Raw genomic sequence first — 20,767 nt, 5'->3', positions numbered from 1 at the left:
CGATGAGCGACCTGATCACCGGACTGGTGTTCTGGGTGCTGGGGGTGCTTGCCGTCGTCAGCGGGGCGCTGGTGTTCCGCTTCGACTCGATGGCACGTGCCACCTACGCCCTGGCCGTCTCCTTCATCGCGGTGGGCGCTGCGCTGCTCCTGCTGCAACTGGACTACGTGGGGCTGGTGACCGTGCTCATGATGGTCATGGAGATGGCCGTGATGGCCATCTACATGATCATGTTCATGGGGATGAACCCCGCTCTCATGCCCATGAGCATGGTCCACAGCCGGCGCACGGCTCTGGGCATCTCGGCGGGGGTCTTCCTCGTGCTCGCCGCGGGGATCGTAACGGTGCCGTGGCCGCAGCGACGCGCGGCCCCCGCCGCTGACCTCACCGCCTCACTGGGCGAGACGATCATGGGCTCGAAGATGCTGGTGATGATGGGTATCAGCCCCGTCCTGTTCGCCACCGTCGTCGCTGCGGTCGTACTGGCCGCGCCGCGCACCCGCTACGACCGCTTTGGGGACGACCTGCGCTCAGCGCCGTCGGACCCCCACCACGGAGGTGTGGGGCGGTGACCTTGGAAGCGGTGCTGCTGATCGCAGCTGCCCTGTTCAGCATCGGCCTGTACGGAGCGCTGTCCCAGCAGGTCGTGGTGATGGTGATGATGGGGCTGGAACTCATGCTCAACGGCGTCATCCTGGCTGCTGGAGGGCTGTGGTGGTTCCTGTCGCCGTCCCCCAGCGGCCACCTGCTGCTCTTGGTGGTGGTCGCCGCGATGACCGTCGACATGGCCATGGGCTTCGCGGTGGCGGTGCTGCAGCACCGGACCCGCGGCTCGGACATGACCGACTCCGCCACGGAGCTGTCCCAGTGAGCCGGGCGAGAGCGGCGGCCACCGAGTGAGCGCGCAGATGAGCTCACTGCTGTGGGCGGTCGTGCTGTTGCCAGCTGCCACCGGTGCCGTCTTGGCGCTGGTCGGGCACCGGCTGGACAAGGCAGCTGCGCCAGCAGCGGTCGTGACCGCCGCAGCCGGCCTGGTGCTGGCGGTCACGGCAGCGGTGCTGCACCCCTCCGCTGGTGCCCCGCTGGTGGTGGCCGGCGGACTCGATCTGGCAGTGGACCCCCTGGGCGCGCTGATGCTGGTCACCTCAGCCTCCGCCGTGCTGCTGGTCGTCATCTTCGCCGCCGGCGACATCCACGAGCACCGAGCCCGCTTCTTCGGCCTGCTGCTCATCTTCAGTGCAGCAGCGGCCACGACGGCCACGGCGACAGCCCTCCCCGGGCTGCTGCTGGCCTGGGAGCTGATGGGGGCCTGCTCCCTCGCCCTGATCGGCTATCCGTGGCGCCAGGCGCGGACGGTGGGTTCAGGGACCACGGCCTTCCTGGTGACGCGGACCGGTGACCTGGGCCTCTACCTCGCTGTAGCGGCCGCCGTGGCAGGGGCTCCAGGGCTGGCCCTGGCAGACCTGCCCGTAGCGCACGAGCCCTGGCGCTCGGTGGCCGCCGCTGGCGTCCTGGCCGCCGCGATCGGGAAATCAGCTCAGCTGCCCGTCTCATTCTGGCTGTCACGCGCCATGGACGGCCCCAGCCCGGTCAGCGCGCTGCTGCACTCCGCGACGATGGTGGCGCTGGGGACCTTCCTGCTGCTGCGCACCACCGACCTGCTGGCTGCCACGAGCTGGGCGTCGGCCACCGCCGCCTGGGTCGGGGTGGTGACGGCGGTGGTGCTCGGTGCGGTCGCCCTGGCCCAGCGCGACTTGAAGCAGCTGCTGGCCGCCTCGACGGCTTCGCAGCTGGGCTACGTGGTGCTGGCCGCGGGCATCGGGTCGGTCTCCGGTGGGGCGGTGCAGCTGGTCGCCCACGCGGCGACCAAGGCCCTGCTGTTCCTCGCGGCGGGCGCCTGGTTGTCCCTGCTGGGCACGAGGCAGCTGTCCGCCCTGCGCGGAGCCGGGCGGCGATGGCCAGTGATCGGAGTGTGCGCCGCGGTGGGCCTGGCATCGCTAGCGGGTTTGCCGCCGCTGTCGCTGTGGGCCGCCAAGGACGGCGTGCTGGCCGCGGCGCGAGAGGTCTCCCCGGCGCTGTACCTCGCTGGTCTGCTGGGCGCTGCCCTGGCGGCTGCTTACGCCGCCAAGGCGTTGGCGGTGCTTTTGGGTCCCGAACCGCAGATCACCACGAGCCCTAGGATCCGCGAGGAAGAGGACCGCACGGGCCCCGGGGACCACGGCTCCGCCACAGCACACTGGACACCCCACGCCGGTGGTGTCGGTGGGCTGCAGCGGGTGCCGCTGGTGGTGCTCGCGGCGGCAGCTGCGGTGCTGGGAGCACTCGCCCTGCCGCCAGTGGCGCAGCGACTGCGAGGGGCTCTCGACCGTGCTGGCGCTCCACCGGCCACACCGAGCGTCGGTGAATTGGTGCTGTCGGGGGTGGTTGCCCTCGTAGTAGTTGCCGTGGTCATCGCGGCACAACTGCGCCGCTCGTCACCCACCACCTCATCGGTGCCCTCATCGTCGTCCTCCTCCTCTTACTCCTCGGCTGCGGCGGGTCCGACAGCCGAGTGGCGACAGAGCGGGCTGCGGACCCGGCTGCAGGACTGGCTACAGGGCTGGCTGGGGCTGGAAGCCGCCGCACACGCCCTGGTGGTGCGCCCCGTGGTGGGCCTGGCCACCGTGCTGGCGCGCTGGGATGACCGTGGGCTGGACCGCGGCGTGAGCGCTGTTGCGGCCGCCGCTACCTCGACGGCGCGCGGCGCTGCTCGTTTCGATGACCGGCGCGTCGACGGTGCCGTGCGCAGCGTCGCCGCCGCCGCCCGCGCCGCTGGCCGTCTGGCGCGGCGCTCCCAGAGCGGGCAACTGCACCGCTACTACGCGGCGGCTGCGGTGGTGCTGCTGCTGGCTGCTGTCTTGCTCGCCCTGGCGCCGAGCGCCTGACCGGAAGTGGTGTCCTCGTGTTGAGCCTGCTCGTCTTCATGCCGCTGGTCGCGGCTGGTGCCCTAGCTGTACTGCCGCGCGTGCCCGACGCGGCAGCGCGCTGGGCCTGGGTGGCTGTTGCCGGAGCCGAGCTGGTCCTGGTCGTCGCGATGGCCCTCGCCTACCGCACCCCCGCCCCCGGTGGCCTGGCCTTCGAGCAGCGGGTCCGATGGATTCCGGCTGTCGGGACCAGCTACCACGTGGGCCTGGATGGCATCTCCTTGCCGCTGGCGGCGCTGACGTGTGTGGTCTTCCTGGCCTGTGCGGTGTACGCGCTGCGCGAGGCGCACCGCCCGCGGGCTCAGGCAGCGCTGTTCCTGTTCCTGCAGACCGCCTGCCTGGGCGTCTTCGCCGCGCAGGACCTGGTGCTGTTCTTCGTCTTCTTCGACCTGTCGATCGTGGGGATGTACTTCTCCATCGCGGGGTGGGGCCATGGGGACCGGGCGCGCTCAGCGCTGCGCTTCTTCCTCTACACCTTCCTGGGCTCCCTGGCCCTGCTGGTCGCCTTCATCGGGCTCTACCTGGCATCGGCACCGCACACCTTCGACATCGTCGAGCTGGCGGCGAACCCGCCGCTACAGGGATCACCGACCACCGGGGTGCTGGTGCTGGTCGCGGCGCTGGTCGGGTTGGGCATCAAGACGCCCGTGGCGCCCGTGCACACCTGGCTGCCACCCGCGCACACCGACGCACCGACCATCGGTTCGGTGGTCCTGGCGGGGGTGATGCTCAAGCTGGGCACCTACGGCCTGGTGCGGGTCGTGATGCCGCTGCTGCCCGATGCCTGGCGCGCTGCGGCATGGGTCGTCGTGACCCTCGGGATCGTCTCCGCGCTTTATGGGGCGCTGGTGGCGTTGGCTCAGAGCGACTTCAAGCGGATGGTGGCCTACACCTCGGTGAACCACATGGGGTACGTGGTGCTCGCGCTCGGAGCGGCGGGCCTGGCGGGGGGTTCTGCGGCATCTGCGGCTTCCGGCGCGCCCGTAGGTGGGGCTGGCAGCGCCCTGGGGGCCGCCGCGGCCAGCAGCCAGCAGCTGGCGGTGATGGGGGCCGTGACGCAGATGGTCAGCCACGGCTTGATCACCGCTGCGTTGTTCCTGCTGGCCGGGGTGCTGCGTGACCGCACCGGCACCTACGCGATGGGGCCCGGCAGCACCGTCAGCGGCCTGGGACGGCTGGCGCCGCGGTGGGCGGCGCTGTTAGCGGTGGCCTCCTTCGCCTCCCTCGGGCTGCCGGCCTTCAGCGGCTTCGTCGCCGAGCTGCAGGTCTTCGCCGGCAGCATCGCGACAGCGCCGGTGACCGCGGTCGCACTGCTGGGCATCCTGATCACCGCCGCACTGTTCCTGCGGGCACTGCAGCACCTGCTGACCGGGCCAGCGCGAGCCCCGCGGGGCGGGTTCGCCGACCTGCGGGCAGCCGAGGCGGTGCCCGTGGTGGTGCTGCTGGTGCTGGCCACCGCTATCGGTGTGGCACCCCAGCCGCTGCTGGACGTCATCGCTCCGACGTCGGCGTGGATCACCTCGGTGGTCACCCCCTCCGCGACGGACGCGGTCGCGGCCTCGGTGGCGGCACCGGCGGGGAGCTGAGCCGTGGAGCACGGCGTGGCCATGCTGACCCCAGAGGTCTGCCTCCTGGTCGGCACCGTGACGTGCCTGCTCATGGGCAGTTTCCTGGCGCGTGAGCGGCAGCGCTGGTCGCGGGTGGTCGCCGTCCTGGCTCTGGTTGCGGCCGCGGTCACCGCGCTGGTGGGGCCGGCCTCGCCCGCCATGGGTTCACTAGCCTTCCAGGCCAGCTACGCCCTGGACGCGCCGACCACGACGGCGCGGATGCTGATCTGCGCTGCCACGCTGCTGGTGCTTCTGCTGGGACGCGATGAGCTGGCGGGTGACCCGCGCGAGAGCGAGATCTGCTCGCTGCTGCTGGCTGCAGCGCTCGGCGCGGTGGTCCTCGCCGGCGCCAGCGACCTGCTCGTGCTGGCGGTGGCCTACCTGCTGGCGAGCATCCCGCTGTACGCGCTGGTGGGACTGGCGCGGACACCAGCAGCCGCTGAGGCCGCCTTGAAGACGTACCTGCTCGGCGCGCTGCTGGGCATCGTCATGCTCCTCGGCGTCGTGGTGCTGGTGGCGCTGGCCGGCGGCAGCACCTATGCGGAGCTGGTCAGTGGGCTGCGTTCAGGCCAGGTGCCACGACCGCTGGTTGCTGTCGGGGTCGTGGCGACGCTGGGAGGGCTGCTGTTCAAAGCCGGGGCGGTTCCTGGCCACTTCTGGGTGCCCGACACCGCACAGGGAGCACGGACCGCGCTGGCCGCCTTCGCCACCACCGTGCCCAAGATCGGCGGCCTCATCGCGGCCTACCGGCTGGTCGATGCCACCGTCCAGAGCGGGGCCGTCCAGACCGGCACCGTCGTTGCCGGCATCGCGGCGGCGACGGCGCTGCTGGGCGTGCTGGCGGCCTTCGGGCAGGACGACGTGCGCCGACTTCTGGGGTGGTCCACGGTCTCCCAGGCCGGCTTCCTGCTGTTCCCGGTGGCGGCTGCGGGCCGCAGCGATCTGGCGCAACCCTCGCTACTGCTGTACCTGGCCGGGTACGCCGCCGCCAACCTCGCTGCCTTCGCCGTGGTCGCTGCTGAGCCACACCGACGCACCCGCGAGGCTTGGCGCGGGGCCGCCCGGCGACGGCCCTGGGTGGGTACAGCTCTGCTGGTGTCGCTGCTGGGTCTGGTGGGAACACCGCCCACCGCAGTCTTCGTCGGGAAGCTCACCACCTTCACCGCGGCCTGGGACGGGGGACTGGCCTGGCTGGTGGTGCTGGGCGCGGTCGCGACTGCCGCTTCGTTGTTCCCTTACCTGCGCTGGTTGGCGGCTGCTTTCGCGAAGGCACCAGCCGATGAGGACGCCGGACAGGTGAGCCGGGGACCTTCGAGTGCTGCGGCCGCAGCAGTCAGCGCCGCTGCCGTGGTCCTCGTGCTCGGAGTGGGGGCTGGGCCGCTCTGGACGGCCGTCAGCGGGCAGGTTCTGAGGTGATCTGCCGGCGGCTGGAGCTCTCCGCCGCAGGTGAGCTGACCCAGATCGTGTGGTGACCTACTGGTCAGGCTCCTGCTCAGCTGCCGGCCCGCTGCCGGTCAGCTGAGCGTCTCCGCCGGCGACGGCCGGGCGGGCAAAGAGGATCAGGACTTCACCAGCCGGGCGATGGCCGCGGAGGCTTCGGCGATCTTCTCCTCCGCCTCAGGGCCGCCCGCACGAGCCGCGTCGACCACGCAGTGCTTGAGGTGGTCATCCAGGAGGCCGAGGGCGACGTTCTCGGTGGCCGCGGTCATGGCGCTGATCTGGGTGAGGATGTCGATGCAGTACGCCTCGTTCTCCACCATGCGCTGCAGACCACGGACCTGCCCCTCGATGCGCTTCAGGCGCGTGAGGTAGCGGTCCTTGTCGCTGATGTAGCCGTGGTGGTGGGCGCTCGGGGTGTCCTCGGTCGCCTCGGGGGCGGGGTGGTCGGTCATGGACGACTCCTTGGGCCTGCACCGACGTGCGGATAGGGGTGACGGGGTGGGTGGAGTGGTTCAGCGGCACCATGGTGGCTCACGCGCTCGCTCATGCGCGCAGGCCGGGACTGGTCACTCGCCCAAGATCCCGGTCCGCTCCTGTGCGACGTTGGCCGGCCGTGAGCATCTGGACGCGTGCCGCGGGCAGGGCTCGGGGCCACCTGCACGGTGGTGCTAACGGGAGCCCATGGGCTCGGTCGCGGTGAAGCGGCGCAGGCGCAGGCTGTTGCCCACCACGAAGACGCTGGAGAGGGCCATGGCCGCTCCGGCCAGCATCGGGTTGAGCAGCCCCAGCGCAGCGACCGGGATCGCGGCGGTGTTGTAGGCGAAGGCCCAGAACAGGTTGGACCTGATCGTGGCCAGGGTCCGCCGAGACAGGCGGATCGCATCGACCACGCCAAGCAGGTCCCCTCCCACCACGGTCAGGTCTGAGGCCTGCATGGCGACGTCGGTGCCGGTGCCCATCGCCAGGCCGAGGTCGGCCTGGGCCAGGGCGGGGGCGTCGTTGATGCCGTCCCCAACCATGGCGACCTTCTTGCCCGCCTCCTGCAAGGCGCGCACGGTGGCGACCTTGTCCTGGGGCAGCACCTCGGCGATGACTTCGGTGATGCCCACCTGGGCGGCGACGTCGCGGGCGACGGCCTCGTTGTCACCGGTGAGCAGGACCGGGGTCAGGCCCAGCTCCTTCAGCGCGGCCACGGCCTGGGCGCTGGTGGCCTTGACGGTGTCGGCGATGACGAGCAGGCCGCGGGCCGCGCCGTCCCAGCCGACGGCGACCACGGTGGACCCGCGGGACTCGGCCTCGGCCTTGGTGGCGGCCAGCTCCTGGCTCAGGGGCGCGCCGCGGTCGGCCAGCAGCGAGGCCCGACCCACGACGACGGAGCGGCCTTCCACGGTGCCGTGCACCCCGCGGCCCTCGTCGGTGGTGAAACTGGTGGGCACGGGCAGCACCTGGCCGCTGGTCCGATCGTCAGCCCGACCGTTGGTGCGGGCGCCTACGACGACAGCTCGGGCGATGGGGTGTTCGGAGGCGTCCTCGAGTGCGGCCGCCAGGCGCAGCAGCTCGGCCTCGTCGACGCCGGGGGCGGGGATGGTCCGGACCAGGCTCATCTGGCCGGTGGTGACGGTGCCGGTCTTGTCCATGACGACGGTGTCGATGCGGCGCGTGGACTCCAGTACCTCCGGGCCCTTGATCAAGATGCCCATCTGGGCGCCGCGACCGGTGCCGACGAGCAGCGCGGTCGGGGTAGCCAGGCCCAGGGCGCAGGGGCAGGCGATGACCAGGACGGCCACTGCGGCGGTGAAGGCCGCCGAGGCCGGGAAACCGGCCCCCAGCCAGGCACCCAGAGTGATGACGGCGATGACCAGGACGACCGGGACGAAGACCGCAGAGATCTGGTCAGCCAGGCGCTGGACCTGGGCCTTGCCGTTCTGGGCGGCCTCGACCAGGCGGGCCATTTGGGCCAGCTGGGTCTGCTCGCCCACCCGGGTGGCGCGCACCACCAGGCGCCCGCCGACGTTCAGCGTGGCTCCCACGACCTCGTCGTCGGCGCTGACCTCCACGGGCACCGACTCCCCGGTGAGCATGGAGGCGTCCACGGCGGAGGTGCCGCTGACCACGACACCGTCGGTGGCGATCTTCTCGCCGGGGCGGACGAGGAAGTCCTCGCCCACGGCGAGATCGTCGATGGCGACGGTGTGCTCCACCCCGTCGCGCAGGACGGCGACCTGCTTGGCACCCAGATCCAGCAGGGCCCGCAGGGCGGCTCCGGCGCGCCGCTTGGAGCGCTTCTCCACGTAGCGCCCCGCCAGGACGAAGGTGGTCACCCCCGCGCCGACCTCGAGGTAGATGTTCCCTGCCCCGTCCGAGGGGGCCAGGGTCAGCTCGAAGGGGTGGACCATCCCGGGTATGCCCGCGGTGCCCAGGAAGAGGGCGTACAGCGACCAGGCCAGCGCTGCGGCGGTGCCCACGGAGACCAGGGTGTCCATGGTGGCGCTGCCGTGGCGCAGGTTGACCCACGCAGCCCGGTGGAAGGGCCAGGCTCCCCACACGATGACGGGGGCGGCCAGGGCCAGGGAGGCCCACTGCCAGTAGGTGAACTGCAGCGCGGGGATCATGGCCATGGCGACCACGGGCACTGTCAGGACCGCTGCACCGATGAGCCGCTGGCGCAGGGAGGTCAGCTCGCGCTCGGCGCTGGTCTGCTCACCGCTGTCCGCGGCCGATGCCCCGGCTGCCGGGGCTGAGGCGTCGGTCTCCGAGCCATCACCGGGCACCGGTGGGCGCCTGGGGGCAGGGTCGGGAGGCAGGACCGCGGTGTAGCCGGCCTTGCTGACCTCGGTGATCAGCACTGCGGGGTCGAAGCCCTTGGGAATGCTGACCTGGGCCTTCTCGGTGGCGTAGTTCACCGTGGCGTTGACGCCGTCGAGCTTGTTCAGCTTGCGCTCGATGCGCATGGCGCAGGAGGCACACGTCATCCCTTGGATCTGCAGGGCGAGGGTGGACGAGTCCGCGGGTGCGGAGGGGTTCGTCGTGCTCATCGAGGTGCCTTCCGTGCGGTCTTCGAGCGGTGGGCCGACAGCCGAGTGAACGGTGCGGCCACGGTCAGCGGGCCCAACCGGTCCAGCCGGTCAGCTGATCGACCCAGCTTGTGGGCCTAAGGGTTCATCGCGTGATCGCTGTCTTCGCCGTGTGAGGTGTCCGCGGTGGACTGCTGCCAGCGCTGGGCTGCCTCAGGCGGCGCCAGTGCCGAGGCGGTGGCGTAGGAGGCGCCGAAGGCCAACGCGAGGCCGGCGGCGAAGACGCCGAGCCGTCCTGCGCTGTTCACGGCACGGGGACAGCGGTGTAGCCGGCCTCCTCGACCGCGGCCAGCACCTGGGAGGTGGGCACGTCCTGGGTGGCCTTGACGACCAGGACTCCAGTGCTGGCGTCCACCTCGACCTCACGCACCCCGGCCAGGACGCTGACCTCCTCGCGCACGGAGGTCTCGCAGTGGCCGCAGGTCATACCGCTCACCTGGTAGCGCTTGTCCATCGTCGGCTCCTCTCGACCGGTCATCCACCGTGTACCCCTGGGGGGTACCACCTCATCAAGGTATTACCCCCCAGGGGTATTCCACAAACCCGTCTGCTCCGGGCGCTGTTCGCCGTGGACCACACCCGCTCCCGTCCTGCCCATCTCCACCTGACCCCTGGCGTTCAGACGGGTGATCAGAGGTCGGCTGCACCCGCCCGGGCGTTGAGGGCAGTTAGCCTGCTGGTGTGCCAGCCACAGCCACGGCGCCTGCTCAGGTGCAGGCGCTCCTCGGCCGGCCGCGACGACGCGGCCACGTCGAGGTGTCCGGGCTGCCGGGCGCAGGCATCCTCCTGCTGGTGCTGGCTCTGCTGGTGCTGACCATGGCCAGCCCTCTGGACCGGGCCGGGCGCAGCGCCCACGCCGCACCGCAGCTGAGCGCCTCGGGTGTGGCCGCTCACACCCACGCGAACCTGGCCACCCTCGCTCAGTCACCCCATGCCTCGGCCTCCACGGCGCCGAGCTCGGCCCAGGACGTTCCAGCGACCCCGGCCCTGGGACAGGACGCCCCCTCGGGGCACAACGGTGACCACCACCACCACGTCGACCTGGATCCCGTCGGCGCCGGTGCTCTGCACTCGGCTGGCGCTGCAGCCTTCGCTCTGACTCCCGCCCAGCACCTCTCGGTCCTGTTGGTTGCAGCCGTCACCTTGACCTACCCCGACTGAGCCTTCGGGCAGCGCTTCGCCCAGCAGGCTTTTGCGTGCCTGCCGCCACACCGCCATCGCGATCCCCACGGGGCGCTGAGTGCGGCTGTGACCTCGGGCGACTGCCGCTGCTCCCGCCCCGGCCCACACCCGGCGCCCCGCCCCCAGGCGACTGCGCATGCAGCGCCTGATGGAGCACACGGACGCCCTGCGTCGCGCCGCCGCGGGCTGCCCGGCTCATTCGACGACCCCACGCACCAGAGGTGACCCATGCCCTCCCACCAGCACAACGACCCCGGCCACCCCCGCTTCACCCCCCGGCCCCATGCGCGCGCGGGCAGAGCCCCCGGGTACAGCCCTGGACACCTCGACAGCGCAGATGGTCCGATGCGACTCAGCGGTGCTGGAGTGCGCGAGCGTCTGCGCGCCGCGACCTGGTCTGCGGCCGACACCGCGCACCTCATGAACATCCGCGAGATGACGCCTGCCGACCTGCCGCGCACCGCGTTCTGGCACCGCAAGGCTCTGCCACAGGCCTTCTTCACCCGGCTCGGTCCTCGCTTCTTGAGGCGCTGGCAGCACACCTACCTGGACTCCCCCCACGCCATCGCGCTGATGGCTGAGCGCACCGACGTCCTGCCGCCGCAGCCGGTGGCCTTCCTCCTCGCGGCCACTGACGCCCAGGCTCACCAGGCCCACGTCCTGCGCCACCACCGACTGCCGCTGACGGCCCTCGGCCTGGGCGCCCTGCTGGTCCGCCCGGCGGTGCTCGTGCGCTTCCTGCGCACCCGCGCCGGTCGCTACATCCAGCGCATGACCCACCTCCCCACCACCGGCGGGCTCGCTCGCCAGGCCAGCCCCATGGCCGCCGACGCTGCTCGTGGGTGCCCGACCCCCTCGTCCACCTCGTCCGCCTCGTCCACGGACTCCTCGCCGGCCGAGCGGGCCCGCGTGGCCGCGGTCGTCGCACTGGTCGTTGACGTCGAGGTCCGCCGAAGCGGCGTAGGACGAGCGCTCCTCGACGCCTTCACCACCCGGGCTGCCCAGGCCGGGGCCGACAGGGCCGAGCTGGTGACCGCATGGGCATCAGACGCTGAGGTCTTCTACGACGAGTGCGGCTGGTCGAGGTCCACCATGCGCCCCAACCGCGATGGCAGCTTCGTCACCCCCTTCCACCTCGCGCTGGGCGCTGAGGTGTCCGCGCCCGAGTGCGCGCGGCACGCCGCCGATCCCGTAGCTGAGTCCAGCGACTGACGCCGCGCGGGGCTGTAGCGACGTCACCGCTCACAGGCGCCACGTCCTGCCTCGCCCGTACTCGCTGACCTGCGCGCTCCCCTCGAACGCGCGGCACCTCGCGTCGCCACGACCTGCGTTGAGTACACCCTCCTCAGCGGTCCTGGCGGCCCTCGCTCAACGACCTTGGAGGATCGTCGTGACCCAGATCGCTGTCCCCGTCCTCAGTGCCCGGCCACCTGCGCGCCGCCCGGGCTTTCGCCCTGACGTCGAGGGCCTGCGCGCGCTGGCCCTCGGGCTGGTGCTGCTGTACCAGGCCGGAGTGCCCGGCACCGCAGGAGGACGCCTGGGCGTCGATGTCTTCTTCGTCATCTCCGGCTTCCTCATCACCGGGCTGCTGGTGCGCGAGGTGGAGACCACAGGCCGCATCGACCTACCTCGCTTCTACGCCCGCCGAGCCCGGCGCATCCTGCCCAGCGCAGTCAGCGTCAGCATCGCTGTCCTGCTCATCGTCGCCGTGGTCGCCCCGGCGACCGTGGCGCGCGCCGGCATCGACGCGGTCGCTGCAAGCCTGCAGGTCGCCAACTGGCGCTACGTCGTCGCCGACCTGTCCGGCCTCAACCCGGTCGGCGTCGGTAGTCCTCTGCTGCACTACTGGTCCCTGGCCGTTGAGGAGCAGTTCTACCTCGCTTGGCCACCACTGGTGGTCCTGACGGCGTGGCTGGCGCGCAGGCGCCAGCGGTCGCTGCGCAGGTGGCTGGCTGCTGTCGCCGGCGGACTGGCCCTGCTCTCCTTGGGCGCCTCGGTCTTCCTGACGCCCCTGTCGGGCACGGTGGCCTACCTTTCGACCCCCACGCGCGCCTGGCAGCTGGCCGCCGGTGCACTGCTGGCACTGGCGGTCCCGGCTCTGCTGGCGTTGGCGGGCAAGGCGTGGTGGCCCGCTGCTGCAGCTGGCTCCGCTGTTCTGGGGCTGGCGATGGTCTTGACCAGCGCTCACTGGACCGGCGCTGTGGACTACCCCGGTTCAGCCGCCCTGGTCCCCACGCTGGGCACCGTCGTCCTGATCGCCAGCGGCGTAGGTGCCCCAGGAGTGGTGCAGCGCCTGCTCTCGTGGGCGCCGGTGCAGGCCGCGGGACGCCTGTCCTACGTCTGGTACCTCTGGCACCTTCCGGTGATCTACGTCGCCGAAGAGATGGGGGTGCAGTCGTGGTTGGTCCTGCTGGGCGCAGAGGTCCTCATCGGAGGCGCCTTGGCCTGGCTGACGGCTGTGCTCATCGAACGCCCTTGCCGTTTCGCGCCGAGATGGGCGGCCAACTCGAGCCGAGGGCTGATTCTTGGTGCTGGACTGACGGCACTAGGCGTGCTCGCGGGCATAAGCGCTGTCATCTTGAGCTGATCGGCGTTCGGGTAGCGATCCCATCTGCGACAGGCCGGCGCCCTAGGCGTCTCGGAGGCACGAGGTGCGCCAAGGCGGACGGTCAACGGTGGGCTGGGACCAGGGGCCTCGTGCGGGAGCCTGCTGGCTCGGTGGTGCCCGCGGCGGGGCACCGGTCATCCTCGACCTGCTCCCCCCTCCGGGCTGCTCTGCTGCTCCTGGGGTCAGCGGCAGCGCTCCTCGGCAGCGCTCCTCGGCAGCGCTCCTCGGCAGCGCTCCTCGGCAGCGCTCCTCGGCAGCGCTCCTCGGCAGCGCTCCTCGGCAGCGCTCCTCGGCAGCGCTCCTCGGCAGCGCTCCTCGATAGCTGGGTCTCGTGGTGGGCTTCGCTGGGGCGGAGGCGCTGCCGCGAGGGGTGTGCAGCAGCTGCGACGGGTGCCGGCGCCGGCGGTGGGGAGCTGCCGGGTGTGGGCTGGTGAGCGAGTGGATGGTGCGCGCTCGTCAGGCGTCGACGGCGGGCCTCGATGGCCCGCTGGCGGCGATCGGCGCGCCGCCCGGCGGGGGGCGGGCGGCCGGGGTCTGGCGCGGACTGCTGCGAAGGGGCGCGGGTGGGCATCGGGCTCACCAGTCGAGGTCGTCGGGGGCGGGGTGGTGCTCCATGACGGCGAGCACTCGGCCCCAGCGCTCGGCGGTGGCGTGGGTCTCGGCGGCGTCGTCGTACCCCGATCGCCGTGTGTGGGTGAGGTCCTCAGCGCCCACGTCGAGGGCGGTGTCGGGGTTGAGGCGCAGCGCTGCCAGTGCGGCGAGGTAGGTTGGGCAGTCGGCTGGATCGGCGCAGTGGGTGGCCTCGGGGGTTCAGGCGGCGCGACCGGCGTCGGCCATGTCCCAGCGCAGCGCGCGCCGCTCCCACAGGGCCGGGTGGTACTCCTCGGGCTGGTTGGGCTGGTTGGGCTGGTCGGGCTGGGTGTGGGGGTCGGCGCTGCGGTGTTGGCTCATCGGGCTCTCCTGGGGCTGCGGCGCTGCGCGTGCGGGGAGCGCGCGCGGGCTGACAGGGGGCGGTGGGGTCGGCGGCCCCTGCGGGCTCCGGCGGCCGCCGTGGTGGCGGCCGCCGGAGGTGGTGCTCAGAAGGTCAGGTCGACCGCGTTGCCCAGCAGGTGCTCCCGGCTGTCCATGGGCGGCAGGTGCAGGGCGACGGCCTGGGTGATGAGGCGCCCCAGGGAGTTGTGCTCGGGCAGACGGGCCAGGGCCGCCTCGGTGAGCACGGCGTTGCCCTGGAGCCAGGCGACCATGGCCAGGGCGGCGTGGATGCCCTCGTGCTCGGGGTGGGCGCGCTGGACCAGGTGGACCAGCATGGCCAGGGGCACGTGGCCGGTGATGGTGGAGGCGATCAGCCTGTCCCGGGTCTCGATGTTCTGAGCACTGACCAGAAGGTCAGCGACCTCCTGCTCGTCCAGCACGGTGCCGGGGCGGGCGGTGAAGCGGGCGGCGACGGCGAGCCAACGGGGGTGGCTGGCGGGGCGGGCTCGCTCCAGTGCCAGGCAGTAGACGGGGGTACCGGTGAGGCTGTCGGCGACGGCCTGGCGGGTGGGCAGGACTGCCAGACCGGCGCCGATGAGGGCGGCGGCGACGGGTGAGTCGGTGGGCAGGGGCCGCTCGGTGTCGCAGCATCCATGGTCGCAGCCGGTCTGGCGGATCTGGCGGTGGTGGATGGTGGCGACCTCGGCGGGCAGGTCGGCTGCCAGTAGCGCCAGGCCGAGGGGCTCGGCGAGGGCGGCGGCGTCGTCGTGAGTGTGCTGGTCGCTCCAGACCAGCAAGCAGACCGCGTGGGCGCGGTCCTGGTGCATGGCGTCGATGAGGACGTCGGTGGCCTCGGGGTGGGTGGTGGCGTCGTCGAGGTCGAGGCGGGCGATGAGGCCGCTGCGGCGGCGGGGCCCGCGCAGGCTGATCAGGGTGATGGACTCGCTCGGCCAGAAGCCGAGGGTGTGGGCTGCCAGCAGGGCGAGGTCGCCCGGGTGGGTGACCTGGATGACCTGGGCGGAGTTATCGTCCATGGTAATTCTCCCTTGGTGGGCGGGGCGCCTTGGTGGCTTCCCCGGTGCTTTTATTCTAGCGCATTGCTGGTCGATGTCATCACAGGTCAGGACCACTTTGTGCCAATTTCAGGGCGCCTGCCAGCAGTCGGCCGACTTTTTGTGGTGATGTTTCTCGTCGGCGGCTTGCGGGCGGCGTGGGGCGTTTGTGGGTGCGTTCTGCTGGGCTGTGGGCGGCTTTCGAGTGGTGGGTGGTGTGGGTGCCAGCCGCTGTGTGGGTCTGTGGCGGGCTGGGACCGGGAGCCCCGTGGGCCAGCCAGGCGGGCTCGGTGGTGTCCGTGGCGGGTCGACCTCGCTCCCTCGCGACTGCTCCCCGCCTCAGGGCCTGTTCTTCGGTGAGGAACCACGGAAGCTGCAGCGCCTCGCCCAGGTCGGGACGCGCCCCCGGCCTCGCGTCGCGGTGCCCTCGCGGCGGGGCGAGCAGTGCTGGTTGAGGTGCACCGACAGCCTCGGACCAGGGGCTGTAGGGAACCTCGCGGTCATGGGTGGCTCACGACGTTTGAGACTCCCGCGAGGTGCTGGAGCAGGCCCTGCCCGGCTCTAGGTCTGACTCAGAGTCAGGGTTAGGCAGCGTCCTCGCGCAGCTGGAACCACACCGCCTTGCCGGCCTGGCCCGGCTCGACGCCCCACTGCGAGGACAGCAGGTCCACCAGGGCCATCCCCCGCCCGCGGTGGACTCCAGGTCGACCTTGCGCACGACGGGAGCACCGGGGGCTGCGTCGCTGACGCGCACGTGCATCCCCTCCGTCCCGCGGCACTCCAACTCGGTGGTGATCGGGGGTGAGCCGTGGCGCACGGCGTTGGTGACGATCTCGCTGAGCAGCAACCGTGCGCGTTGGAGCACGCGGATGCTGTGGGCGGGGCAGTGCGCCTGGTCCAGGAAGGCCCGAGCCCTGCGGGAGGCGGCGGCGTCCATGGGCAGCGTCAAGGACACCGACGGGGTCAGGTCACACACCGGGTGTTCGTACCTGGCAGCACGGAGGCTCGCTGGCTGGAGTCGGTCTGCCTTCGCCAAGTGTGATGGTGCTGGCGCCCGGTCAGGTCAGCGGTAGCGCAGGCGGGCGCCGACGGCTCGTGCTGCTCGGCCGGCGATGTGGAAGTGGTAGCCGGGCGCGAGGGCAGTGCGGAGCAGGGCCGTGACGGGGTCCTCGGTGCCGGCAGTCGGCGCGGGCGGCAGCTGCGCCTGGGCGTGGGTGAGGTCTGCGGCGTTGCGGTAGGTCCAGACGGTGAGGGGCTGGGTGTCGGTGGCCAGGGCGCGCAGATGGGTGGTGAGCGCTTCGACGTCGTGCTCGGCGCGCTGGGCCAGGGCGAGGGTCCGGTCGCGCATGGTCTCGTTGATCATCTGCCAGCCGTCTTCGGCGCGCTGGATGCGGCGGGCGCCGACGCTGATTGCGGCGGCCAGTCCGTCGTAGGCCAGACCGGTGGCCTCTCGGGCACTGCGCAGCTCGGCGGGGGTCATGATGTCGAGGCAGTCGGCGACGTAGCTGGTGATCTCGCGGGCGAGGTCGTCGGGGACGACGCCTCGAAGGCCAGCGGCCTCAAGGGCAAGGATCTTGTCGGCAGGAACGTCGAGGAGCTCGGCCAGGGTGGGTGCGCTGCAGGCGAGGTAGTCCCGTGCGGCGGTGATGGTGTCGCCGGTCATGGGGCGCGCCTGGACGGCGGCCAGAACTGTGCGGTCGGTGAGTCGATCGGTGGGCATACGGTCCTCGCGTCGTAGTGACTTCTCGGCGGCTCGTCGTCCGTGCTGATCAGGAAGCTTGACCTGGCCTGCCTGGGTGTGGCCGCTGCGAAGTGCAATCTTGCAGCGGCCGCTGACAGGCCCTCGATCTGCGAGCCCTTCATGGCGCACCGGGCTTAGTCGGCGCCTCGGCTGCACGACGCCACTCGTCGTCGTGCTCGGCAGGCCGAGTTAAGACTCCCCCACCGATGCCGATGACTGAGCAACTAACGACTCACGCCGCCAGAGTGATAGCGGAAGCCCGATGGTCAGACGTCTTCGCCGACCACCCCGGGCCCCTCTGACTCACCGTGACGACCCAGGACCAGACCGAGCACTAGGGGCCTCAGGTAGGGCGTGAGACTAGTGACCACTCTGGTCAAGATGCAGCCGTCGAACAACGGCCAACGACTGCGTACCGTCGTCTGGGGGCTGCATGTGGGGTCCTGCTGGGCGTTCATGCCGCTTGGTGCCGTCTCCGCGCAGCCCAGATGGGCACGAAGTGACCCCCGAGACGCCCGGCAGGGGCGGCTCGGGGGCGCGTACCCCTCGGGACAACGCGATGCAGGGCGCAAACAGCGCCGTTCGCTGTCTGCGGGACACCCCGTGGCCTCGTGCGGCGCTGCTGAGGCGTGCGGTGGGGTGGCCGACGGCATGTCCGGGTCACAGGCGCGGGAAAGTCAGGCGGCCCGTTGAGAGGGCACGCGCGCTCTTGGTGGCCCAGCGAACAGCTGGGGCTGCTCGGGGCGGTACAGGCCGCGCTCGACCCGCCATCCCCGCCGGGCGTCGAAGTCGACGCGCCACAGGGTGAACGCTTCGCGCTGGGCGGCGTGGCGGGCCTTGCGGCGCGCGACGACGCCGGTGCTGCCCAGCTCGCCGGCGACGTCGTCCAGGTGCTCGGCGGCCGCCGCGGCGTCGGTCTCGAGCACGCGGCGCACACCGCGGTGGTCGACCTCGACCAGCCCGGCCAGCGCCAGGGCGCGCACGTGCTTGGTCACGGTGCGCCGGTGCAGGCCCGACAGGGCCTGCAGCTGGGCCGCGGTGAGCCGCTGAGCACCGGTGGGGTCGAGCAGGTCGACCAGGCGCGCGGCGATGCGACCTAGCCCGCCATGGATGGAGTGGGAGAAGGCGTCGTGCGCGCGCACGCTGGTGCGTCCCAACGCGGCCGCCAGCGGCAGCACCGGCAGGTTCTCCAACACCGCGGCGACCTCCGGGGCGGGGGCGGGCAGGTCCTCGGGGCGCAGTAGCCGCCAGGTGGGCGCCAGCGTCCCCTGCGCGGGGCTGTCCTGGCGCACCCAGCCGGCCTTGGCCAGCCGCCGCAGGGCGTTGGTAACGGTGGTGGGGCTGACGTTGGCGTGCTCGGAGACCTGCCGGGTGGAGGCTGAAGGGGTCAGGGTGCAGGCCTCGCGGGCGATGGCCAGCAGCACCTGCAGTACGGCGCGGTCGCTGGGGCCGGAGGCCTTGCCCCACAGGTGTGGGTGAGCGCTGATGGTCAGGTCGATCTCGGCGAGCTCGGCCTGGACGGTGAAGTGGTCCCCGGTGGGGGGGCGCTCGGCCACGCGCGCGACCGCATTGCGCCACGTCGTGCTCAGGTGACGCTCGGCGTCCCCGGCCGAGCGCTGGCGCGAGCGGCCCTGGCGGATCTGGGTGGCTGCCCACGCGGCGATCTCCTCGCAGGCGCCCTCCAGCGCCAGGCGCCAGGTCTCCTCGTCCCAGCCGGCGTTGACCGCGGCCACCGCGGTGGCCATGACCGCCTCAGAGCGGCTGGCGTAGCGGTCCAGGCCGGTGCCGTCGCGCAGCAGCGCGGTCATCGGCTCCGAAAGCGCTCGGACGGTGACGGGGGTGGTGCGCTGGAGCACCGCGGTGCGCGGCGGCGCCGTGCTGACGGCGGCGTCGCTGGTCAGCGTGGTGGTGGCGGGGTGGCGCGGGGCCACCGGGCCGGTCACCGCGTCATGCGGCGCCGGCCTTGCGCATGCGTCTGTTGGGTGAACGTCTCAGGGCGCGCGAAAATCTTGGCGCGTAGGACGTGACCCAACCCCGATGGGGAGGTAATGTCTCCTCCAGTTACTCAGTTGACGAAGCCCTGCACCCAGATCAGGCGGCCAAACTTGAACTTGGGGTGTGGGGCTTCGTTGTGTCCGGAGCCGGTCAGTCGACTGGTCCGGGTAGGGCTACGCCGCGGACGGGTCCGTGGCGCTGGGTTCGCCGACCTCGCGCGACCGTCGGTCGCGTTCGATCAGGTCCTCCAGGTAGAGGCTGAGCGAGACGCCCAGCTCCTGTGCTCGTTCGTTCGCTGTCCGCCGGGTGACCTCTGGCACTCGCGTGGCGAAAGGCACCAGAGGCTGGACCTTCTGCTTCCGCGGGGCGCGGCCGGCTACGGCGGGCATGGGGATGACCCTGGCGTAGGGATGCATGCAAAGCAACCCCTTCACGCAAAGTTGTTGGGTCACCCGATCGGGTGCTGGGGTTGACCCTGGCCCCGAGGTGCTCGCTCGGGCCAGGGTCCGCTGACTCGGCGTCTCAGTACTGCAGAGGTGGCAGGCCGACGCTGGCCCTCAGCTCGTCCTCGGTGACACCACTGAGCTCGTCTCGATGGCGGGTCAGCAGGAGGTCGATCGCAACCCGCACGAGCGTGGCATCGGTGATGCGCTCACGCTCACTTGAGGCCACCTGCTGTCGGTGCGGATCGTTCATCACCTCAGCCGTGAGTGAGGCCAGCCCAGCCGACTGCGTGGAGGTGATGAGCATGTCTCGTCGCGCCAGCCGGGCGTACTTCGGCGCGGCGGGTCCGCTCGGTACCGGCCTTCGGCGGGTCTCACGAGGCGTGGGGTCCGACTCGGGCGTCGGGCGCGCGGCCGTCTGTTCATCGGTTGCGGCCGGCTCGGCCGCCTGAGGTGTCGTGCGCGCCGTCCGAGACAGGCTGAGGGGCGGCCGGTCTCGGGCCCGAGATGGGCTGGCGGGGATCTGCAGGGCAGGACGCCTCGGTGCGGGGCCCGCTGCGGCGCTACTTGCAGGACTGGCGTCGGTCGCCGGCTGCGGGGGCTCGGCGGAGGTCATCGCGGGCTCCCGTCGGCGGCCACGGCGCGCTCTGCTGCTGCGAGCCGCCGCAGCACTTCCTCGGCCAGGTGGTGAAAGTCGTCGGCGACCCCTTCGGCGCTGGCGGTGCGGGGTCCTTCGCTCTTCTTCCCGGTGCGGCGCAGTTCCCACCAGCTAGGGCCAGAGCGGACAACTTCCTCGAGTTCGTGGGCGAGCTTGCCCAGCTGGCGGGTGTCCTGAGCAACGGTCTCGCTGGCGCGGATGGTGGTGGTGAAGACGCGAGTCTCATCGCCGGCGAAGTCTTGGACGAGTAGTTCGCGCGCCTGGGCGGTCACCCGCGTCGCGGCCCTGTTCACGCCGAACATGACGATGCCGAGCATGTCGAGGTTGGCGTTGACGTCGAGAACGTTGTCCAGCAGCTCTGCTACGTCGCGCAGCCCCTTGCGAGACGCCGCGTCGGTCTTGACGGGGATGACGAAGTAGCCCGACGCGGCAAGCGCCGCGCGCTGCAGGGACGGGTACCCCGGAGGGCAGTCGATGATCGTCAGGTCGTAGTCATCCATCAGTGGATCAAGCACGCGGGCAAGCGCGGTCTTGGACTTTCCGGGATCACGGCTGCCCAACATGCTTTCCAGGGTGTTGGCGGCCTTGACCAGCTCCTCTCCCCCGACGACGACGTCGAGGTTGGGCCTGACGTCCTGCGCCGGCGCCACAGGAAAGCTGAAGCTCAGTGCTGCGCTCAGCGCTCGGCCTGCGTCATCGATCTCGGTGCTGGAGTACCCGAGGTCCTCCCCCAGGTTGCCCTGAGGGTCCATGTCGACCAGCAGGATCCGCCCGGCGCCGGCATGGGCCAAGGTTCCGGCGAGGTTGGCGGCGACGGTTGTCTTGCCGACGCCGCCCTTGCTATTGATCACAGCGATGACGCGGTCTCTTGCCATGCCTACCTCCTAGTGGGTAAGGGAGTCCGACCTCGGGAGTCCGACCTCGGGAGTCCGACCTCGGGAGTCCGACCTCGGGAGTCCGACCTCGGGAGTCCGACCTCGGGAGTCCGACCTCGGGAGTCCGACCTCGGGAGTCCGACCTCGGGAGTCCGAC

Annotated in this window: 18 protein-coding genes and 1 pseudogene; 8 read left to right on the top strand and 11 right to left on the bottom strand. The window is 71.5% G+C overall.

Going from position 1 to position 20,767, the window contains the following annotated elements; translation table 11 throughout:
- Positions 1-11 precede the first annotated feature (11 nt).
- The 5 genes from FMM08_RS19575 to FMM08_RS19555 are packed head-to-tail and all read left to right on the top strand — an operon-like array spanning position 12 to position 5,986.
- Positions 12-572, top strand: a complete 561-nt coding sequence (locus FMM08_RS19575; protein WP_147928126.1) for an NADH-quinone oxidoreductase subunit J — start codon at positions 12-14, stop codon at positions 570-572.
- A complete protein-coding gene (locus FMM08_RS19570) occupies positions 569-871 on the top strand; it encodes an NADH-quinone oxidoreductase subunit NuoK (RefSeq protein WP_109775255.1) in 303 nt (100 codons plus the stop codon). The genes FMM08_RS19575 and FMM08_RS19570 overlap by 4 nt, the downstream gene beginning before the upstream one ends.
- Before the next feature lie 37 nt (positions 872-908).
- Positions 909-2,924, top strand: a complete 2,016-nt coding sequence (locus FMM08_RS19565; protein ID WP_147928081.1) for a proton-conducting transporter transmembrane domain-containing protein — start codon at positions 909-911, stop codon at positions 2,922-2,924.
- Between the two features lie 17 nt (positions 2,925-2,941).
- Positions 2,942-4,549: a complex I subunit 4 family protein gene (locus FMM08_RS19560; RefSeq protein ID WP_147928080.1), complete on the top strand. Its 1,608-nt coding sequence runs from the start codon at positions 2,942-2,944 to the stop codon at positions 4,547-4,549.
- Positions 4,550-4,570: 21 nt separating this feature from the next.
- Positions 4,571-5,986 (top strand): NADH-quinone oxidoreductase subunit N, encoded by a 1,416-nt coding sequence (locus tag FMM08_RS19555; RefSeq protein WP_147928125.1) that lies wholly within the window; start codon positions 4,571-4,573, stop codon positions 5,984-5,986.
- Between the two features lie 143 nt (positions 5,987-6,129).
- Here FMM08_RS19555 and FMM08_RS19550 read toward each other — a convergent pair whose 3' ends face one another.
- From FMM08_RS19550 to FMM08_RS19540, 3 genes are all read right to left on the bottom strand, one after another.
- Entirely contained in the window at positions 6,130-6,462 is a 333-nt protein-coding gene (locus FMM08_RS19550; protein ID WP_109775253.1) for a metal-sensitive transcriptional regulator, read from the bottom strand.
- A 216-nt stretch (positions 6,463-6,678) separates the two neighbouring features.
- Positions 6,679-9,045: a heavy metal translocating P-type ATPase gene (locus FMM08_RS19545; protein WP_187279880.1), complete on the bottom strand. Its 2,367-nt coding sequence runs from the start codon at positions 9,043-9,045 to the stop codon at positions 6,679-6,681.
- Between the two features lie 283 nt (positions 9,046-9,328).
- Complete coding sequence (locus FMM08_RS19540) at positions 9,329-9,538, bottom strand: heavy-metal-associated domain-containing protein (RefSeq protein WP_109775320.1); 210 nt, start codon at positions 9,536-9,538, stop codon at positions 9,329-9,331.
- Positions 9,539-9,765: 227 nt separating this feature from the next.
- On the opposite strand from FMM08_RS19540, the gene FMM08_RS19535 reads away from it, so the two are divergent.
- The 3 genes from FMM08_RS19535 (at position 9,766) to FMM08_RS19525 (ending at position 12,853) form a co-directional block, all read left to right on the top strand.
- Positions 9,766-10,245: a hypothetical protein gene (locus FMM08_RS19535; protein ID WP_147928079.1), complete on the top strand. Its 480-nt coding sequence runs from the start codon at positions 9,766-9,768 to the stop codon at positions 10,243-10,245.
- A 387-nt stretch (positions 10,246-10,632) separates the two neighbouring features.
- On the top strand, positions 10,633-11,478 hold the full coding sequence (locus tag FMM08_RS19530) for a GNAT family N-acetyltransferase (protein ID WP_139713922.1): 846 nt from the start codon (positions 10,633-10,635) through the stop codon (positions 11,476-11,478).
- Positions 11,479-11,656: 178 nt separating this feature from the next.
- Positions 11,657-12,853, top strand: coding sequence for an acyltransferase family protein (locus tag FMM08_RS19525; protein WP_187279879.1), 1,197 nt, complete (start codon positions 11,657-11,659; stop codon positions 12,851-12,853).
- A gap of 597 nt (positions 12,854-13,450) precedes the next feature.
- Here the strand turns inward: FMM08_RS19525 and FMM08_RS23195 are convergent.
- From FMM08_RS23195 to FMM08_RS19495, 8 genes and pseudogenes are all read right to left on the bottom strand, one after another.
- Positions 13,451-13,588 (bottom strand): hypothetical protein, encoded by a 138-nt coding sequence (locus FMM08_RS23195; protein ID WP_187279878.1) that lies wholly within the window; start codon positions 13,586-13,588, stop codon positions 13,451-13,453.
- 96 nt (positions 13,589-13,684) lie between these two features.
- On the bottom strand, positions 13,685-13,825 hold the full coding sequence (locus FMM08_RS23190; RefSeq protein WP_187279877.1) for a hypothetical protein: 141 nt from the start codon (positions 13,823-13,825) through the stop codon (positions 13,685-13,687).
- Positions 13,826-13,950: 125 nt separating this feature from the next.
- Positions 13,951-14,880 (bottom strand): DUF4192 family protein, encoded by a 930-nt coding sequence (locus tag FMM08_RS19520; RefSeq protein WP_139713924.1) that lies wholly within the window; start codon positions 14,878-14,880, stop codon positions 13,951-13,953.
- Positions 14,881-15,616: 736 nt separating this feature from the next.
- A pseudogene (locus FMM08_RS24180) lies at positions 15,617-15,835 on the bottom strand (ATP-binding protein); the annotation flags it as partial.
- Between the two features lie 126 nt (positions 15,836-15,961).
- Positions 15,962-16,561 carry a hypothetical protein gene (locus FMM08_RS19510; protein WP_222710988.1) on the bottom strand — a complete coding sequence of 200 codons (600 nt, stop codon included), beginning with the start codon at positions 16,559-16,561 and terminating at the stop codon, positions 15,962-15,964.
- Positions 16,562-17,316: 755 nt separating this feature from the next.
- Complete coding sequence (locus FMM08_RS19505; protein WP_139713927.1) at positions 17,317-18,582, bottom strand: winged helix-turn-helix transcriptional regulator; 1,266 nt, start codon at positions 18,580-18,582, stop codon at positions 17,317-17,319.
- A gap of 574 nt (positions 18,583-19,156) precedes the next feature.
- Positions 19,157-19,384: a hypothetical protein gene (locus FMM08_RS19500; protein ID WP_139713928.1), complete on the bottom strand. Its 228-nt coding sequence runs from the start codon at positions 19,382-19,384 to the stop codon at positions 19,157-19,159.
- A gap of 305 nt (positions 19,385-19,689) precedes the next feature.
- On the bottom strand, positions 19,690-20,610 hold the full coding sequence (locus tag FMM08_RS19495; RefSeq protein WP_139713929.1) for a ParA family protein: 921 nt from the start codon (positions 20,608-20,610) through the stop codon (positions 19,690-19,692).
- Between the last annotated feature and the right edge of the window lie 157 nt (positions 20,611-20,767).

Origin of the sequence: Quadrisphaera setariae, from assembly GCF_008041935.1 — a bacterium.
Taxonomy (GTDB): Bacteria; Actinomycetota; Actinomycetes; order Actinomycetales; family Quadrisphaeraceae; genus Quadrisphaera; species Quadrisphaera setariae.
This window is presented reverse-complemented; position numbering and strand designations above follow the sequence as displayed.

What these genes read in the sequence shown, in the direction of transcription:
- FMM08_RS19500 (WP_139713928.1), bottom strand. Translation starts at nt 19,384, where the DNA reads ATGCTCATCACCTCCACGCAGTCGGCTGGGCTGGCCTCACTCACGGCT.
- FMM08_RS19520 (WP_139713924.1), bottom strand. Translation starts at nt 14,880, where the DNA reads ATGGACGATAACTCCGCCCAGGTCATCCAGGTCACCCACCCGGGCGAC.
- FMM08_RS19545 (WP_187279880.1), bottom strand. Translation starts at nt 9,045, where the DNA reads ATGAGCACGACGAACCCCTCCGCACCCGCGGACTCGTCCACCCTCGCC.
- FMM08_RS19540 (WP_109775320.1), bottom strand. Translation starts at nt 9,538, where the DNA reads ATGGACAAGCGCTACCAGGTGAGCGGTATGACCTGCGGCCACTGCGAG.
- FMM08_RS19510 (WP_222710988.1), bottom strand. Translation starts at nt 16,561, where the DNA reads ATGACCGGCGACACCATCACCGCCGCACGGGACTACCTCGCCTGCAGC.
- FMM08_RS19565 (WP_147928081.1), top strand. Translation starts at nt 909, where the DNA reads ATGAGCTCACTGCTGTGGGCGGTCGTGCTGTTGCCAGCTGCCACCGGT.
- FMM08_RS19495 (WP_139713929.1), bottom strand. Translation starts at nt 20,610, where the DNA reads ATGGCAAGAGACCGCGTCATCGCTGTGATCAATAGCAAGGGCGGCGTC.
- FMM08_RS19550 (WP_109775253.1), bottom strand. Translation starts at nt 6,462, where the DNA reads ATGACCGACCACCCCGCCCCCGAGGCGACCGAGGACACCCCGAGCGCC.
- FMM08_RS23190 (WP_187279877.1), bottom strand. Translation starts at nt 13,825, where the DNA reads ATGAGCCAACACCGCAGCGCCGACCCCCACACCCAGCCCGACCAGCCC.
- FMM08_RS19555 (WP_147928125.1), top strand. Translation starts at nt 4,571, where the DNA reads ATGCTGACCCCAGAGGTCTGCCTCCTGGTCGGCACCGTGACGTGCCTG.